The 15,496-nt window shown below is 66.7% G+C and carries 13 protein-coding genes and 3 pseudogenes; 11 read left to right on the top strand and 5 right to left on the bottom strand.

Features of this window, described 5'->3' with window-relative positions; genetic code table 11:
- Positions 1–19 precede the first annotated feature (19 nt).
- The 10 genes from AC1DQ3_RS28160 (at position 20) to AC1DQ3_RS28115 (ending at position 10,251) form a co-directional block, all read left to right on the top strand.
- Positions 20–793 carry a PIG-L deacetylase family protein gene (locus tag AC1DQ3_RS28160; RefSeq protein ID WP_477123441.1) on the top strand — a complete coding sequence of 258 codons (774 nt, stop codon included), beginning with the start codon at positions 20–22 and terminating at the stop codon, positions 791–793.
- The gene (locus AC1DQ3_RS28155; RefSeq protein ID WP_477123440.1) at positions 790–1,503 is read left to right on the top strand and encodes a 4-carboxy-4-hydroxy-2-oxoadipate aldolase/oxaloacetate decarboxylase; all 714 of its coding nucleotides are present in this window, start codon (positions 790–792) and stop codon (positions 1,501–1,503) included. Before AC1DQ3_RS28160 ends, AC1DQ3_RS28155 begins: the two co-directional genes overlap by 4 nt.
- Positions 1,504–1,578: 75 nt before the next feature.
- Positions 1,579–2,583, top strand: a complete 1,005-nt coding sequence (locus AC1DQ3_RS28150) for a LysR family transcriptional regulator (RefSeq protein ID WP_477123439.1) — start codon at positions 1,579–1,581, stop codon at positions 2,581–2,583.
- Positions 2,584–2,716: 133 nt separating this feature from the next.
- The gene (tcuA, locus tag AC1DQ3_RS28145) at positions 2,717–4,144 is read left to right on the top strand and encodes an FAD-dependent tricarballylate dehydrogenase TcuA (RefSeq protein WP_477123438.1); all 1,428 of its coding nucleotides are present in this window, start codon (positions 2,717–2,719) and stop codon (positions 4,142–4,144) included.
- Positions 4,131–5,303, top strand: coding sequence for a tricarballylate utilization 4Fe-4S protein TcuB (tcuB, locus tag AC1DQ3_RS28140; RefSeq protein ID WP_477123437.1), 1,173 nt, complete (start codon positions 4,131–4,133; stop codon positions 5,301–5,303). Before tcuA ends, tcuB begins: the two co-directional genes overlap by 14 nt.
- 28 nt (positions 5,304–5,331) lie before the next feature.
- The gene (locus tag AC1DQ3_RS28135) at positions 5,332–6,120 is read left to right on the top strand and encodes a class II aldolase/adducin family protein (protein WP_477123436.1); all 789 of its coding nucleotides are present in this window, start codon (positions 5,332–5,334) and stop codon (positions 6,118–6,120) included.
- 62 nt (positions 6,121–6,182) lie between these two features.
- Positions 6,183–7,154, top strand: a complete 972-nt coding sequence (locus AC1DQ3_RS28130) for a Bug family tripartite tricarboxylate transporter substrate binding protein (protein WP_477123435.1) — start codon at positions 6,183–6,185, stop codon at positions 7,152–7,154.
- 32 nt (positions 7,155–7,186) lie between these two features.
- Positions 7,187–8,077: an amidohydrolase family protein gene (locus AC1DQ3_RS28125; protein ID WP_477123434.1), complete on the top strand. Its 891-nt coding sequence runs from the start codon at positions 7,187–7,189 to the stop codon at positions 8,075–8,077.
- 114 nt (positions 8,078–8,191) lie between these two features.
- Positions 8,192–9,217, top strand: coding sequence for a Bug family tripartite tricarboxylate transporter substrate binding protein (locus AC1DQ3_RS28120; protein ID WP_477123433.1), 1,026 nt, complete (start codon positions 8,192–8,194; stop codon positions 9,215–9,217).
- 8 nt (positions 9,218–9,225) lie between these two features.
- A complete protein-coding gene (locus tag AC1DQ3_RS28115; protein WP_477123472.1) occupies positions 9,226–10,251 on the top strand; it encodes a D-2-hydroxyacid dehydrogenase in 1,026 nt (341 codons plus the stop codon).
- A gap of 546 nt (positions 10,252–10,797) precedes the next feature.
- Here the strand turns inward: AC1DQ3_RS28115 and AC1DQ3_RS28110 are convergent.
- The 3 genes from AC1DQ3_RS28110 to AC1DQ3_RS28100 form a co-directional block, all read right to left on the bottom strand.
- On the bottom strand, positions 10,798–11,664 hold the full coding sequence (locus tag AC1DQ3_RS28110) for an isocitrate lyase/PEP mutase family protein (protein WP_477123432.1): 867 nt from the start codon (positions 11,662–11,664) through the stop codon (positions 10,798–10,800).
- Positions 11,665–11,712: 48 nt separating this feature from the next.
- Entirely contained in the window at positions 11,713–12,666 is a 954-nt protein-coding gene (locus tag AC1DQ3_RS28105) for a tripartite tricarboxylate transporter substrate binding protein (protein WP_477123431.1), read from the bottom strand.
- Positions 12,667–12,766: 100 nt separating this feature from the next.
- Positions 12,767–13,882: a TauD/TfdA family dioxygenase gene (locus AC1DQ3_RS28100; protein ID WP_477123430.1), complete on the bottom strand. Its 1,116-nt coding sequence runs from the start codon at positions 13,880–13,882 to the stop codon at positions 12,767–12,769.
- Positions 13,883–14,009: 127 nt separating this feature from the next.
- On the opposite strand from AC1DQ3_RS28100, the pseudogene AC1DQ3_RS28095 reads away from it, so the two are divergent.
- A pseudogene (locus AC1DQ3_RS28095) lies at positions 14,010–14,804 on the top strand (LysR family transcriptional regulator); the annotation flags it as partial.
- A 36-nt stretch (positions 14,805–14,840) separates the two neighbouring features.
- Here the strand turns inward: AC1DQ3_RS28095 and AC1DQ3_RS28090 are convergent.
- Positions 14,841–15,023, bottom strand: a pseudogene (locus AC1DQ3_RS28090) (transposase); the annotation flags it as partial.
- Between the two features lie 113 nt (positions 15,024–15,136).
- Positions 15,137–15,484, bottom strand: a pseudogene (locus AC1DQ3_RS28085) (pyridoxal-dependent decarboxylase); the annotation flags it as partial.
- Positions 15,485–15,496: the final 12 nt, after the last annotated feature.

The raw sequence follows: 15,496 nt of genomic DNA, 5'->3' as shown, positions 1-15,496 counted from the left end.
CGACCCAACGGAATTCCCCATGTCAGACATCCACGCCCAAGCGCAATCCCCGGCTCCGGCCGACGCGCAAACCGACGCAAAGCGTCCCTCTATCCTGGTGGTCAGCGCGCATGCCGCCGACTTCGTCTGGCGCGCCGGCGGCGCCATCGCGCTGTATGCCGAGCGGGGCTACCACGTCAAGATCGTCTGCCTGTCCTTTGGCGAACGCGGCGAGTCCGCCAAGATGTGGCGCCAGCCGGGCATGACCATGGAGCGCGTCAAGGCCGCGCGGCTTGAGGAAGCGCAGCAGGCCGCCGACATCCTCGGCGCCACACTGGAGTGCTTTGACCTCGGCGATTACCCCCTGCGCGTGACCGACGCGGCGTTGCTGCGCCTTGCCGACCTCTACCGCGAACTGCGGCCGGAGCTGGTGTTGAGCCATTCGCGCGAGGATATCTATAACTTCGACCATCCTCTCGCCACCCACGTGGCGCAGGAAGCGCGCGTCATCGCCCAGGCGCATGGCTACAAGCCCGAAGTGCCGGTGATCGGCGCGCCGCCGGTATTCCTGTTCGAGCCGCACCAGCCCGAGCAGTGCAACTGGAAACCCGATTTGCTGCTCGACATTTCTTCCGTTTGGGAGAAGAAGCAGCGCGCTTTCGCCACCATGGCGGCGCAGGAGCACCTGTGGGAGTACTACACGCGGGTGGCGCTGCAGCGCGGCGCCCAGGCCACGCGCAATTCCGATCGCAAGGTGAAGTACGGCGAGGGCTATGCACGCGTGTTCCCGCAAGTATCGGAGAGCCTGGCATGAGGACTGTCGCCTATCGCAATTTCCTGCGCGCCGCTGCCGCGGACATCGAGGTGCTGGGTGCCGCAGGCGTGGCCACTGTGCATGAGGCGCAGCGCCGCACGGGACTGATGAAGCCCTATCTGCGGCCGATACAGTCCGGCGTAGCCATGGCCGGCAGCGCCGTGACGGTGCTGATGCACCCGGGTGACAACTGGATGATCCACGTCGCGGTGGAGATGGTGCAGCCCGGGGACGTGCTGGTGGTGGCGCTGGTCAGCGACTGCACCGATGGCCTGTTCGGCGATCTGCTGGCGACCTCGCTCAAGGCGCGGGGCGCGCGTGGCCTGGTCATCGACGGCGGCGTGCGCGACGTGGCCACGCTCAATGCCATGGGCTTCCCGGTCTGGTCGCGGGCGGTTTCCGCCCAGGGCGCGGTCAAGGAGACCGTCGGCGCGGTTAATGTCCCGGTGATCTGCGCCGGCGCCAACGTGCGGCCCGGCGACGTGATCGTGGCCGACGACGACGGCGTGGTGGTGGTGCCGCGCCCCCTGGCCGCCGAGACCGCACGCCGCGCCGCCGAGCGCGAGGCCATGGAAGCGGGCAAGCGGGCCACGCTGGCCGCCGGCGTGCTCGGCCTGGACATGTACAAGATGCGCGAGGCGCTGGCGGCCAAGGGTCTGACCTACTCGGATGAGACCGTGGACTGGTATAGCGGTTTCGACGAGGCGTGAGCCCGACGTCGCCCGGCGCGGCCGCATCTGGTATAAGCGACGCGGACAAGCATCCAGGCATCGGGAAGGAGCCAGATGGAACTGCGCCAGCTTCAGTACTTTGTCCGAGTGGTGGAACTCGGCAGCATGAGCCGCGCTGCGCTCGATCTCGATATGGTGCAGTCCGCCATGAGTCAGCAGATCAGCCGGCTGGAGAGCGAACTCTCGACCCGGTTGCTGCTCCGGACCACGCGCGGCGTCGCGCCCACCGAAGCCGGCCTGGCCTTCTTTCGCGAAGCCCAGCTGGCGCTGCGCCATGCCGAGCAGGCCAAGCGCGCCGCCCACCACGCACGGCTGTCCGGCACGGTCAGCGTCGGCCTGGCACCCACCACCGCCTCCGTGATCGGCGTGCCGCTGATGCGTGCCATGCGCGAGCGCTATCCGGATGTGCGCCTGCATATGGTGGAGAGTCTGTCCGGCCACCTCAGTGCCATGCTCAATGCCCGCCAGCTTGACCTCGCCGTCCTGTTCGATACCCATGTGGCGCGGCGGTGGAGCATGATGCCGCTGCTGGAAGAAACCCTGTTCCTGATCCGCTCGCGCAAGGCGCTGCCTCCCGGCGTCGATGCCGACGCGCCCGCGCGGCTGCGCATGGCGCAGTTGCAGGACGTGCCGCTGATCATGCCCACCGGCCTGCACGGCCTGCGCAGCACCCTCGATGCGGCCTTCTCCCGCGTGAAGATCGTGCCGCAGGTGGTGCAGGAGGTGGATTCCCTCGCCATGCTGATGGACGCGGTTGACCTTGGCTTCGGTGGCACCCTGCAGCCCTGGGCCGCGGTGGGGCGCTATGCCGATGCCCGGCAGCGCTTCCACCTGGCCGAGATCGCCGATCCCAAGGTGCGGCGCCAGAACGTGCTGTGCAGCCTCTCCGACGATGAGCTGTCGCCCGCGGCGCTGGCCTTGCGCGTGGTGCTGGCCGATTGCGCCCGCGAGCTGGTGCGCTCGGGCGCCTGGCGGGGCGCGCGGCTGCTGGGGCCGGAGGGCGGAGACGCGGCGGGGCAGGGCCGGGGCATCACGATTCGTGATGCCCCCATGCGATAAGAGGGCTTAGCAGCGCGCCGGCGGGCCGCTACATTGCAGGCATCCCCACCGGAACCCTTATCGTGCTTTCCAATATTCGAATCCGGGAGCAGTCCCTGCCAGCTTCCCTCGGCCTTGCCGGAGGTGTTCGCCCATGATCGATGTCCTGGTCATTGGCGGTGGCAACGCTGCCCTGTGCGCCGCTCTGATGGCGCGCGAAGCGGGCGCCAGCGTGCTGCTGCTGGAAGCGGCGCCGCGCGAGTGGCGCGGCGGCAACTCCCAGCACACCCGCAACCTGCGCTACATGCACGATGCGCCCCAAGACGTGCTGATCGACGCCTATCCCGAAGAGGAGTACTGGCAGGATCTGCTCAAGGTCACCGGCGGCCTCACCGACGAGCGCCTTGCCCGGCTGGCGATCCGCGCCTCCTCCAGCTGCCGCGACTGGATGCGCAGCCACGGCGTGCACTTCCAGCCGCCGCTGTCCGGCGCGCTGCATGTGGCGCGCACCAATGCCTTCTTCATGGGCGGCGGTAAAGCGCTGGTCAATGCATACTTCCGCAGCGCCGAGGCGCTTGGCGTGCAGGTGCGCTACAACGCGCCGGTGGATGCCATCGAACTGGATGGCGGCCGCTTCGTCGCCGCCCGCATCGGCAGCGAGCGCATCGCGGCGCGCAGCTGCGTGCTGGCCGCCGGCGGCTTCGAGTCCAACCGCGAGTGGCTGCGCGAAGCCTGGGGCCGGAACGCCGACGGCGACTGGCCGGCCGACAATTTCCTGATACGCGGTACGCGCTTCAATATGGGCGTGCTGCTGAAGTACATGATCGCGGCCGGCGCCGATGCCATCGGCGATCCCTCGCAATCGCACTGCGTGGCCATCGACGCGCGCGCACCGCTGTACGACGGTGGCATCTGCACCAGGGTGGACTGCGTCTCGCTGGGCGTGATGCTCAACCGCAACGCCGAACGCTTCTACGACGAGGGCGAGGATTTCTGGCCGAAACGCTATGCCATCTGGGGGCGGCTGGTGGCGCAGCAGCCGGGGCAGATCGGCTATTCGATCATCGACGCCAAGGCCGTCGGCCGCTTCATGCCGCCGGTGTTCCCAGGCGTGCGCGCCAATACGCTGCCGGAACTGGCGCGCCAGCTCGGGCTGGACGAGGCCACCTTCGTGCGCACCATCGAAGCATACAACGCGGCCTGCCGCGTCGGCACCTTCGACCACACGGTGCTGGACGACTGCCATACCGAGGGCATCGCACCGGCCAAGACCCACTGGGCGCGGCCCATCGACACCGCGCCGTTCTTCGGCTATGCGCTGCGTCCCGGCATCACCTTCACCTACCTCGGGCTCAAGGTGAACGAGCACGCCGCGGTGCACTTCGGCGGCAAGCCCAGCGCCAACCTGTTCGTGGCCGGCGAGATGATGGCCGGCAACGTGCTCGGCAAGGGCTATACGGCGGGCGTCGGCATGGCCATCGGCACCGCCTTCGGCCGCATCGCCGGCACCCGGGCCGCAGCCGCCGCACTTGGGCGGCCCGCTCAAAACGAACGACAGGAAGAGCAGCATGCAACATCTTGAAGCGCTGACGCGCGAAGCGGCGGCGCTGGCCCAGGGCGTGCTGCCGCTCACCGGAGACGAGGCCGAGGTTGGCCGCGTCATGCAGATCTGCAATGCCTGCCGCTATTGCGAGGGCTTCTGCGCCGTGTTTCCGGCCATGACGCGCCGGCTGGAATTCGGCAAGGCCGATATCCACTACCTGTCCAACCTGTGCCACAACTGCGGCGCCTGCTACCACGCGTGCCAGTACGCGCCACCGCATGAGTTCGCGGTCAATGTGCCGCAGGCCATGGCCAAGGTGCGTGCACAGACGTATTCCGACTACGCCTGGCCCGCCGCCTTCGGTGGCCTGTACCGCCGCGCCGGCCTGGCCACCGCGCTGGCGCTGGCGGGCGGGCTGGCGCTGTTCCTGGTGATGGTGCTGGCCATGCGCGGCAGCCTGCTGCACGCGCCGCTGGCGGGCAACTTCTACGCCATCTTCCCGCACAACCTGCTCGCGGCGATGTTCGGCGTGGTGTTCGGCTTTGCCGTGGCGGCGCTGGGTGTGGGGGTGACGCGCTTCTGGCGCAAGGTGTCGCCCGGCGAGGTCGAGGGCGAGAAACGCGGTCCGGCCATCGGCAGCGCGGCGCACGACGCGCTGCGGCTGCGCTACCTCGATGGCGGCCACGGCCAGGGCTGCAATAACGCTGACGACGCGTTCACCCTGTGGCGCCGGCGTTTCCACCATTTCACCTTCTATGGCTTCCTGCTGTGCTTTACCGCCACGGCGGTGGCCACGCTGTACCACTACCTGCTGGACCTGCACGCGCCGTATGCGCCGGGCAGCTTGCCGGTGCTGCTCGGTACGGCAGGCGGTATCGGCCTGCTGATTGGTCCCGCCGGTTTGCTCTGGCTCAACCTGAGGCGCGATCCGCGCACAGGCGACGCGGCCCAGAAGCCGATGGACCGGGGCTTTATCGCGCTGCTGTTTTTCACCAGCCTGACCGGCCTGGCGCTGCTGGCGTGGCGCGATACATCGGCCATGGCGTTGCTGCTGGCAGTGCACCTGGGCGTGGTGATGGCGCTGTTCCTGACCCTGCCTTACGGCAAGTTCGCGCACGGCATCTATCGAAGCGCGGCGCTGCTGAAGTGGAACATCGAAAAACGCCGGCCCAGCAACCTGGCGCTTGGCTCGGACTGAATACCTAAGTACCCAAGGAGATCCCATCATGACAAAACCCGGAGTGCTCAGCATTTCCTCGATGCGTGACCAGTGCAGCGAAGCCGAATGGCAGGCGCGCGTTGACCTGGCCGCCTGCTACCGGCTGGTGGAGCTGTACGGCATGGCCGACATGATGGCCAACCATATCTCGGTGCGCGTGCCCGGCGAAGAGGGCGCCTTCCTGATCAACGCCTACGGCATGATGTACGAGGAGATCACCGCCTCCAGCCTGATCAAGGTGGACCATGCCGGCAATATTCTCGCCAAGCCGGATTTCGGCGCGCTCAACTACGGCATCAACAAGGCTGGCTATGTGATCCACAGCGCCGTGCACGAGGCGCGCCCGGAGGTGGCCTGCGTGATCCACACACATAGCTGGGCCTCGATGGCGGTGTCGTCGCTGGACTGCGGGCTGCTGCCGCTCACGCAGACCGCCATGCGTTTCCTCAAGATCGGCTATCACGACTACCAGGGCGTGGTCCTCGACACCGCCGAACAGGCCTCGCTGCTCGAAGACCTCGGCAAGGGCGAGGCCCTGATTCTGCGCAACCACGGCGCGCTCACCGTGGGCAATACCGTTGGCGAAGCCTTCAACTGGATGCACCGGCTGGAGCTGGCCTGCCGCGCGCAGATCGGCGCGATGTCGTGCAACACGCCGCTGCGCGAGGTGGGTGCCGACGTGCTGCAGGAAACCTGGAACAACTACCAGCCCGGGACGCGCCGCCCCTACGGTGTGATGGAGTGGCCGGCGCTGCTGCGCAAGCTGGACCGGCTGGATCCGAGCTTCCGCGACTGAAGCCAGGCTCCGGTGGCCCGCAGCGGCAAGATATAGAAATAAAAGACGGACGGAGAGACAAGATGAACAGAAGACACATGCTGGCGCAGGTACTGGCGCTGGGCGTTGCCCCGTGGGTAGCAGCCGCCCGTGCCCAGGCGATGCCGAACAAGCCGGTGACCCTGGTAGTGCCGTTCGCCCCCGGTGGCAATCTCGACGTGGTGGCGCGCGCGCTGGCGCCGGCCCTGGAACAGGCGCTGGGCCGCAATGTGATCGTCGACAACCGGCCAGGGGCGGGCGGTGTGCCAGGCGCGTCCGCGGTATCCCGCGCCGAGGCCGACGGCAGCGTGCTGCTGGTGACGACGCCAAACGCCATCGTGGTATTGCCGCGCATGACCCGTACCGCCTTCAGCCTGGCGAGCTTCCAGCCGGTCGGGCTGGTGTCCACCACCACACTGATGATCGTGGTCAAGGGCAGCGACAAACGCTTCGCGGATGTCAAGGCGCTGCTGGCCTATGCACGGGCCAACCCCGGCAAGGTTGCCGCTGGCCATGCTGGGCCCGGCACCACCAACCACGTGGCCACGCTGCAGCTGGAAGACGCTGCCGGCATCAAGCTCAACGAAGTGCCGTACAAGGGGTCGGCCCCCGCGCTGATGGACCTGATGGGCGGGCAGATCGATATGGTGATGGACCAGCTCACCAGTTCCGCGCCGCATATCCAGTCCGGTGCACTGCGCGTGCTGGCGGTGATGTCGCGCGAGCGGGACGCCACCCTGCCTACCGTGCCGACCTTGCGCGAGGCCGGCCTGGTGAATTTCGAAGCCACTACCGCAACCGGCTTGCTGGCGCCGGCGGGGACGCCGGCTGCAGCCATCGAGACGCTCAGCAAGGCGCTGCGCAAGGCACTGGCCGAGGACAGCGTCAAGAGCCGGCTGCTGAACGTCGGCAGCGTGGCGCGCAGCTCGAGCCCCCAGGGGCTGCTGCAAACACTGCAGCGCGAGGATGTGCGTGCGCAGGCGCTGGCCGCTTCCGGGCGGCTGAAAGCCGACTAAGCCGTATCTCGCCCCCAAAAACCGCCACCAACATGACCCGACCCTGCCTGCCTCCGCTGGACCATTTCACTGCGCCTGCCTTCCGTGCCCCTGCCGGCGCCTGCGACAGCCACGCCCATGTGTTCGGGCCTTACCAGCGCTTTGCGCTGGCCACCGAGCGCAGCTATACACCCGCCGAGCACCCGGCCGAGGCATTCATCGCTCACCTGGAGCAGCTCGGTCTTGCGCGCGGCGTGCTGGTCACCGCCAGCGCCTGCGGCACCGACAACGGCTCCGTGCTGGAGGCACTGCGGCGCTACCCGGACCGCCTGCGCGGCATCGCCGTGCCCGCGCCCGATACCAGCGATGCCGAACTGGACGACTGGCACGCGGCCGGCGTGCGTGGCATCCGCATTAACCTGTACCAGGTGGACGGCCACGCGGTGTACCGCAACGGCGTGGGGCTTGAGGTGCTGGAAGCGCTCGCGCCGCGCCTGGCCGAGCGCGGCTGGCACGCGCAGATCTGGATCCACGCGCCGGACCTGCCGGCGCTTGCCCCGCGCCTGTGCGCGCTAGGCGTGCCGCTGGTGATCGACCACATGGGCCGCATGTCCACTGCGCGCGGCGTGGCCGATCCAGGCTTCCAGTCGCTGTGCGCGCTGCTGGCCGAGGGTGCGGCGTGGACCAAGATATCAGGGGCCGATCGCCTGAGCGCGGCGGGTGCACCCTATGCCGATGTCGATCCATTCGCCGCCGCGCTGCTCGCGGCCAATCCAGAGCGCGTGGTGTGGGGCTCGGACTGGCCGCATATCAATTACTTCGAGGCGCGCCAGGTGCCCGACGACGGCATGCTGTTCAACCTGCTGGCGCGGTGGCTACCGGATGCCGAGGCGCGCCAGCGCGTGCTGGTGAGCAACCCGGCGTGCCTGTACGGCTTCGGCTAAGCGCGCGCCTAGCCCCCAGGCCCTTCACACCCGGTGGTGCCGGCTTCGGCGGCGCCGGTCATGCAGAGGACACGGCGCGGCGCGTCCCGACGCCGGCCGTCCATAGGAGACACCATGCATTGTTTTGGCCCAACCATTTCCACGACCCTCGCATCGCGGTCCGCCGCGGGGCGGGCGCGCGCGGCGCTGACCGCCTTCGCTGGTTTGCTGACGTGCGTCGGAGCCGTCAACGCCCACGCCGCCGGCAATGACTACCCCGCCAAACCGGTGCGCGTGGTGGTGGCGTTCACCGCCGGCGGCACCACCGATATCCTGGCGCGCAGCGTCAGCCAGGTGCTGGCCCAGCGCTTCAAGCAATCGTTTGTGGTCGACAACCGTCCGGGCGCCGGCGGCAATATCGGCACCGAGGCCGTGGTGCGCGCGCCGGCCGATGGCTACACGCTGCTGGTCACCTCGGTTGGCCCGATCTCGATCAACCAGACGCTCTACAAGCGCCTGAACTACGATCCGCTCACCGACCTGGTGCCGGTGGTGCAGATTGCCGACGTGCCGAACGTGCTGGTGGTGCATCCCTCACTGCCGGCCAAGAGTTTCGAGAAGTTCGTCGCCTACGCCAAGGCCAATCCCGGCAAACTCAACTACAGTTCCACCGGCGTGGGTACGTCGTCGCAGCTCTCCAGCTTCATGCTGACGCAACGTATCGGGACCGAGGCTACCCATATCCCATACAAGGGCGCCGATGCACTCAACGATCTGCTGTCCGGTCGGGTACAGTTCATGTTTGCCACGATCCCGTCGGTCATCGCCCATATCAAGGCCGGCAAGCTGCGCGCGCTGGCGGTGAGCAGTGCGCGCCGTTCGCAATCGCTGCCGGATGTGCCTACCGTGGCGGAAAAAGGCTTCCCCAGCTTCGAAGCCGGCTCCTGGTTCGGCGTGTTCGCGCCCAAGGGCACACCCAAGCCTCTGATCGCCAAGCTGAACCAGGCAATCAACGAGGCCCTGCCTTCGCTGCAGGCGCAGATGGTGCGGGAAGGGGCCGACCCCGTGGGTGGCTCGCCGGAGCAATTCGGCAAGTTCACGCACAAGGAATACGCGAAATGGAAAGTGGTGGTGCGCGATTCGGATGCTTCCCTGGAATAAGCATGAACATGAATACTAGTAACCCTGCAGCCGCGCAACCCTTGCGGATCCTGCTGTCGGAGGCGGCCTTGCAGCAATATGGCGAGGATATCGGCGCTGCGCTTGGCGGAGCGGTTTTCGTGCCGGTGGTAGCGCCGTCCGGGCAAGGCGCAGCCGTGTCATCCGAACCGGATGCAGATATTGCCTTTGTCTCGCGCGACGTCACTGGCCTGTCCACCAAGCATGAAATCCTGCCCGCTACCCGGCGCTTCTATGATGCCATGCTGGCAAGCCCCGGGCTGCGCTGGGTGCATACCCATTCGGCCGGCGCGGACCGCGCGGTCTTTGGCGTGTTGCGCGCGCGCGGCGTGACGGTGACGACTTCATCGGGCGCCAACGCGGGCGTGGTGGCGCAGACCGCGCTGGCCGGGCTGCTGGCGCTGGCGCGGCATTTCCCGCAGATGCTGGCCGCGCAGCGTGATAGCGTGTGGGCCCCCCTGATCGGCTCGGACCTGCCACGCGACTTAGCCGGGCAGACCGCCACCATCGTCGGCTGGGGCCCGATAGGGCAACTGCTCGGCAGGCTGCTGCAGACGCTGGGGATGAAGGTGATCGTGGTACGGCAGAGCGCCGTGCCGGCCGGCCCTGGCTACGAAACGGTGGCATTCGATGCGGTGCGCAGCGTGTTGCTGCGTACCGACTGGCTATTGCTGGCGTGTCCGCTGACGCCGCAAACGCGCGGGCTGGTGGATGCCGCCGCGCTAGCGTTGCTGCCGGCGGGTGCCAGGCTGGTCAACGTGGCGCGCGGCGAGGTGGTGGACGAGTCCGCGCTCATCGAGGCGCTGCGAGCCGGACGCCTCGCTGGCGCCTATCTGGATGTGTTCGCGCACGAGCCGCTGCCGGCGGATTCGCCGCTGTGGACGCTGCCCAACGTCATTGCCACGCCGCATAGCGCAGGCTTTTCGGATGGGAATGCCGCGCGCGTGGCGGGCATCTTTCTGGACAACTTGAGGCGCTGGCAGGCGGGTGAGGGTTTGCGCAACCTGGTTGCCTGAGCTGGCAGGCCGGCTACAGGGCAGGCATTCGGAAGCGCGACACGCCTCGCGCGGGAGTGGCCAAAAGGAGGCGGGGATCCGTCAGGAAGAGAGAGTATTGTCTACTGGCACTATCGGAGAGCCTCCATGTGCATCTCGATCCGGGCCTGCATTGAAGGGGAGGGAGCGCAGCCCTCCAACGTCATCACTGTTGGAGTGATCAGCGCAAGGGCGACTTCGCACCGGCATCCTGGCTGGGCTTGTTCATCTCGCGAAGAAACCCGGAGGGTCGCTCGGCAAGTAGATTAGGAACATCCAGCCACTCGTCCTCTGTTAGCAGCGGAAAGTCGGCGTGGAACTGAGAACGTTGGGAAGGCGCTTCTCGGAGTTGCCATGTCCGGCGGAAGCGCAAGGGGGCAATGGGACATGAAGTCTAGAGTCGAAGCGCACGACTTATCGACAAATACCCGCACTTCCGATCGCCAGAACTCCAGCTGAGCATGTTAACGGGCGTATCCCCCAACTTTTTTTCCACTCCCTCAACACCGGCGCTCCGCATGGCGTACCTCACTCGCCGTAGCGCTGGCCCCGCGCGATCAGCTCGGGCGTGCCGATCACGCCATTGAGCCCGTCGAAGTCCAGCATGGCATCGCGCATCGGCGCCGTAGTGCCAAATTCCAGCAGGGTCGAGTAGTAGTGCTTCATCTGCGCCCCGAGGAAGCGCACTACGCCGCCTGGGAAGATCACGATGCGGAAGCCCTTGTCGCCGAGCGCGGCGGCACTCTGCACGGGAGTCTTGCCGCCTTCCACCATATTGGCAAGCAAAGGGATCCGTCCGCCAAAGCGCTCGCATACCAAGGCCATGTCTTCCTCGGTGCGCAGGGCTTCGACAAAGAGCGCATCGACGCCACATTCCACATAGGCCTCGGCGCGTTCGATAGCCGCTTCCAGCCCTTCAATGGCAACCGCGTCGGTGCGGGCAAGGATCAGGGTCCGCGATGAGCCGCGCGCATCCAGCGCGGCTTTCAGCTTGCCGCACATCTCGGCGGTGGAAACCACGCGCTTGTTGTCCAGGTGCCCGCAGCGCTTGGGAAAGGTCTGGTCTTCGAGCTGGATCATGGAGGCGCCGGCGCGCTCGAGCGAGCGCACGGTGCGGATGACGTTGAGCGCGTTGCCGTAGCCGGTATCKGCATCGACGATCAGGGGTACGTCGACGCGGTCCGTGATCCTGCCGACAATCTCCGCCGTCTCCGTGGCGGTGGTCAGTCCCACGTCAGCGCGGCCAAGCTGGGTGTAGGCTACAGCGGCGCCGGACAGGTAAAGGGCTTCGAATCCCGCCTGGGCGGCCACCAGCGCCGAGAACGCGTCATAGACGCCGGGCGCCAGCAGCACGCGCGGTTCGCGCAGAAGGTGGTCGAGGAACGGAGCGGTCATCGTGTCTTCCAGGTGTGGCCGCGCAGGGCAGCCGAGTCATTTTCTCTATCAGGCAATTTTGGTATGGGTCACGGCAACCACCTTGGCCCAGCGGTCGATTTCCTTGCGCACGAACTGCGAGAAATCCTGCGCGCTGCTGCCCACGGGCACCAGTCCCTCGCCCAGCAGGCGCTTGCGCATCGCCGGCGACGCCACTGCCGCGCGCGTCGCCTTCTCGATTCGCTGGACCAGGTCGGCCGGCATATTGGCGGGGCCGAACAGCCCGTACCAAGAACTGTAATCGAAGCCAGCCACCACATCGGCGATCGGGGCCACATCCGGGAACGCGGGCAGCCGCTGCGGCGTGCTCACGGCGATGGCCTTCAGCTTGCCCGAGCTTAGCAAGGGCTGGACGGTGGCGACATTGCCGAGCAGCAGGTCCGCCTGGCTGCCGACCACATCGGCCACGGCCGGCCCAGCGCCCTTGTACGGCACGCTGACGATATCGACGCCAGCCTCGGCCTTCAGCATCTCGCCGGCGAGATGGTTGGCGCTCCCCACGCCCGCAACGGCCAGGCTCAGGTGGCCGGGCTGCGCCTTGGCCAGCGCGATCACTTCGCGCAGGTTGCTGGCCTTGAGGGAGGGCCGCGCCACCAGGATCAACGGCGAGCTGGCCACCAGGCTGATGGGCGTGAAGTCCTTGAGGGTGTCGAACGGCAGCTTCTGGAACAGCGAGGGATTGATCGCATGGCTGGTGTAACTCAACAGCAGCGTACCGCCGTCGGGATCGGCCTTGGCGACCGCGCCCGCCGCGATATTGCCGGCGGCGCCCGGCTTATTGTCCACGATGAAGGTGCGGCCCAGTCGGTTTTCCAGTTCCATCGCCAGCGAGCGCGCCACGATATCGGTGCCTCCGCCCGGCGTTGCGCCAACAAGCAGCTTGGTCACGCTGGTCGCCGCCCGCAGGTCGGGCGGCATTAGCAGCGCCGCGGATAGTAGCGCCAGGAAGTCGCGTCGTTGCATGTTGTCTCCGTCATCTCGTTATTGTGCGTCGACGGGATGGAACCCGCCGCGTGGGGCTTGCTTTCTTTCTATCGAAATCGGCGGCTTCGGTGGTTTGGGATCAGTCCGCCAGTGCCGGGGCCGGTGCATAGGGCGTCCATGCCCGTAGCGGCATGCCCATCGCCGCCGCCTGCCGCGCTTCGAACACGGCAAACGCCGCCGGCCGCGCGATGCCGCGCAGGCCGCCCCTGACCGCGCCGGCACGCACATCGTCAAAGTACTCGGCCCAGTCATCGGGCAAGGGCTGCGCCGACGGCACGGCGAGCCACAGGCGCAGCAGGTGGCGTTTGCGGTCCATCTCATCGAAGTCCTCGAAGTTGGTCCGCGAGTGCACCGTCACGTAGTTGTTCAGTAATTGCATGTCGCCGCGTTCGAGCGACATGGAGAAGCAAAGCCGAGGGTCCGTCATCAGTTCGTCGAGCAGGTCCAGCGCCTCTTGCTGCGGCCCCGTCAGGCGCGGCACGGTGCCGAAGTCCACCTGCGCGGCAATGATGTTCTTGCGGTTGGTCCGGAACGCAAACCACTCTGGATGATTGCTCAGGATGGACAAGCCGTAGTAGGGCGGTTGCGCGGGATCCTGCGCGCCCTGGTAGCTGAAGTAAAAGCGTTGGCGCAGCACGGCTTCCAGATCCGGCCGCCTGCGCCGCACTTCATCGCGCAGCGCGATCGAGCTCACCACCTTGCTTTCGCCACCGCTCTTGGCCGCGCGGCGGCACAGCAGCGCAACCACATCGCTGGAGTCAGTGTGGAAATCCAGGGCGGCATTGGTATTGTAGCCGCGCCCGTTCCTTGTCTTGTAGGCGGCGCCGATATCGCGCACGTCATTGAGGAAGTCGCTGGCACGGTTCTGCGTGCGCGCCACGCCCATATGCAGGCCGATGCACCAGTAGGCCAGGCGTGTGTCGTCCTCGGTCCACTTGTCCACCGGGAAGCCCTTGAGCAGGCACATGCCCCACCGGCCCTGCGTGGCGGCGACGGCCCCGTCCAGCGCCTCCCGCGCGGCCGGGCTGAGCGGAAAGTCAGCCTGCGTCAGGTCGAGAAAGGCCTTGCCGGTAGCCTTGGCGTGCGACAGCGCGGTTTCGAAGCTGACCACCTCGTCGGGCGTCAGGCGTTGAATCCACGAGGTATCGTTTTGTGCATCCTGGGCGTACCAGGCGACGGGGCTATGGGCGCTCATGGCGGGTTCGGTCTCCGTTTTGATTGGTATCGGGTGGCGCGACTTGCGTTACGCCATGAACCCAGTCTAAGCTTGCTGACAGCCAAGAAAAAGTGATGAAAATTCGAGTCTTACATAAGGATTTTTGATGAAACTCGAGGCATTTTCCACGCTGCAGGCGGTGGTCGAAGAGGGCTCGTTCGCCGGGGCGGCGGCAGTGATGCATCTGACTCCCAGTGCCGTCAGCATGCAGATGAAGCAACTGGAGCAGTATGTGGGCCAGGCGCTGTTTGACCGTTCCGGGCTGCAGGTACGTCCTACCGCCGCGGCCCATGAGGTGGTGGCCGCGATGCGCGCCGGGCTGCATCAACTCAACGCATTGCGGCGGCGCACCTCGGTCGCCATCGAGGGTATTTTGCGCCTGGGCATTATTGAGTCGATACAGCCGTTGCTGTTGCCGGGCACGATGCGTTATCTGAAAGAGCGCTATCCGCGCCTGGCCGTGCGGCCCACGCGAGGGCGCAGCGCGGGCCTGATGGATGCCGTCAAGGCGGGGCAGCTCGATGCGGCGGTCGTGGCGCAGCCGGAGAAGGGTCGCCTGGCCGGCCTGCGCTGGCATCCGCTCACGCAACGGGAGATCGTACTGGTAGCCCCGCCAGGGGAGCGCGCGGATTCGGCGGAGGCGCTCCTACGTCGGCACGACTGGATCCGCTACGACCGCAGCACGGCCACCGGTGCCATGGCCGCGCGCTATGTCCACGCCTGCATGCCGGACAAACGTAGCACGCTCGAACTTGACAGCGTGCCTGCCATCGTCGCCATGGTCAGCGCCGGTCTTGGCGTTTCGCTGGTGCAGTTGATGGACCCCGGCATCTGCCAGATCTATCCGGTGCGAGTTGTCCGGCTGGGCAGCGATGCGCCCACACTCCAGATATCACTGGTCATCCGGAAGGCCGATGAAGACAGCCGGCCGCTGCTGGCCCTGCATGAGGCCATGGCGGCAACGCTGGGCGGGCCGATTGCCCATTTCGAGCAGAACAACCTTGCCGCCAGTACCCATTTGTTTCGGCACCAGGCTGAGCCACGCTGCGAATTCTCGTCCGGACCTAAATGACTTCGGGTCGCCCATCGTGGCCACGGCCGCGGTCGCTGTGAGGAGACCTGGATGGCAGACGTCTTATCTAGCGCCCATCGTCCGGCACTGTCAGCTGGGCTAAAAACGCAATTAATCGCCCAAACTTGCACCCAACGACTAGAACCCGGCTGCTGCACAATCAGGGATGCAAAGTAGTGGGCGTTATCGATGCTACGATCGATCAACTGCGCCATCCCCTTGCGACCGAGCAGGTGAAGGTTCGCATAGAGCATGACTGCCGCCGCACCACGCGATCCTTCGAGCGTATGGCGCCCCAGGTCCACCGAGCCCTTGCGCACGATGTAGTTCGCATGCTGGATGATTTCCTGCGTCCACGCCGGATTTCGGAATAGCACCATGCCGGCACCCATCGGCACGTAGAACTGTTTGTGCGCATCGATGACGACGGAATCGGCACGCTCGATGCCCGCGAAGCGCCAGCGCTCGCGCTCCGACAGCAGTGTTGCGCCGCCCCATGCGGCATCCACGTGGAAATGGCA

This window comes from Cupriavidus sp. 01T418 (assembly GCF_056398885.1).
This window is presented reverse-complemented; position numbering and strand designations above follow the sequence as displayed.

Bases quoted from the DNA above. Each gene is read 5' to 3' on its own strand.
- AC1DQ3_RS28135 (WP_477123436.1), top strand. From the start codon at position 5,332: ATGACAAAACCCGGAGTGCTCAGCATTTCCTCGATGCGTGACCAGTGC.
- tcuB (WP_477123437.1), top strand. From the start codon at position 4,131: ATGCAACATCTTGAAGCGCTGACGCGCGAAGCGGCGGCGCTGGCCCAG.
- AC1DQ3_RS28115 (WP_477123472.1), top strand. From the start codon at position 9,226: ATGAATACTAGTAACCCTGCAGCCGCGCAACCCTTGCGGATCCTGCTG.
- AC1DQ3_RS28120 (WP_477123433.1), top strand. From the start codon at position 8,192: ATGCATTGTTTTGGCCCAACCATTTCCACGACCCTCGCATCGCGGTCC.
- AC1DQ3_RS28155 (WP_477123440.1), top strand. From the start codon at position 790: ATGAGGACTGTCGCCTATCGCAATTTCCTGCGCGCCGCTGCCGCGGAC.
- tcuA (WP_477123438.1), top strand. From the start codon at position 2,717: ATGATCGATGTCCTGGTCATTGGCGGTGGCAACGCTGCCCTGTGCGCC.
- AC1DQ3_RS28150 (WP_477123439.1), top strand. From the start codon at position 1,579: ATGGAACTGCGCCAGCTTCAGTACTTTGTCCGAGTGGTGGAACTCGGC.
- AC1DQ3_RS28160 (WP_477123441.1), top strand. From the start codon at position 20: ATGTCAGACATCCACGCCCAAGCGCAATCCCCGGCTCCGGCCGACGCG.
- AC1DQ3_RS28105 (WP_477123431.1), bottom strand. From the start codon at position 12,666: ATGCAACGACGCGACTTCCTGGCGCTACTATCCGCGGCGCTGCTAATG.
- AC1DQ3_RS28130 (WP_477123435.1), top strand. From the start codon at position 6,183: ATGAACAGAAGACACATGCTGGCGCAGGTACTGGCGCTGGGCGTTGCC.
- AC1DQ3_RS28125 (WP_477123434.1), top strand. From the start codon at position 7,187: ATGACCCGACCCTGCCTGCCTCCGCTGGACCATTTCACTGCGCCTGCC.
- AC1DQ3_RS28100 (WP_477123430.1), bottom strand. From the start codon at position 13,882: ATGAGCGCCCATAGCCCCGTCGCCTGGTACGCCCAGGATGCACAAAAC.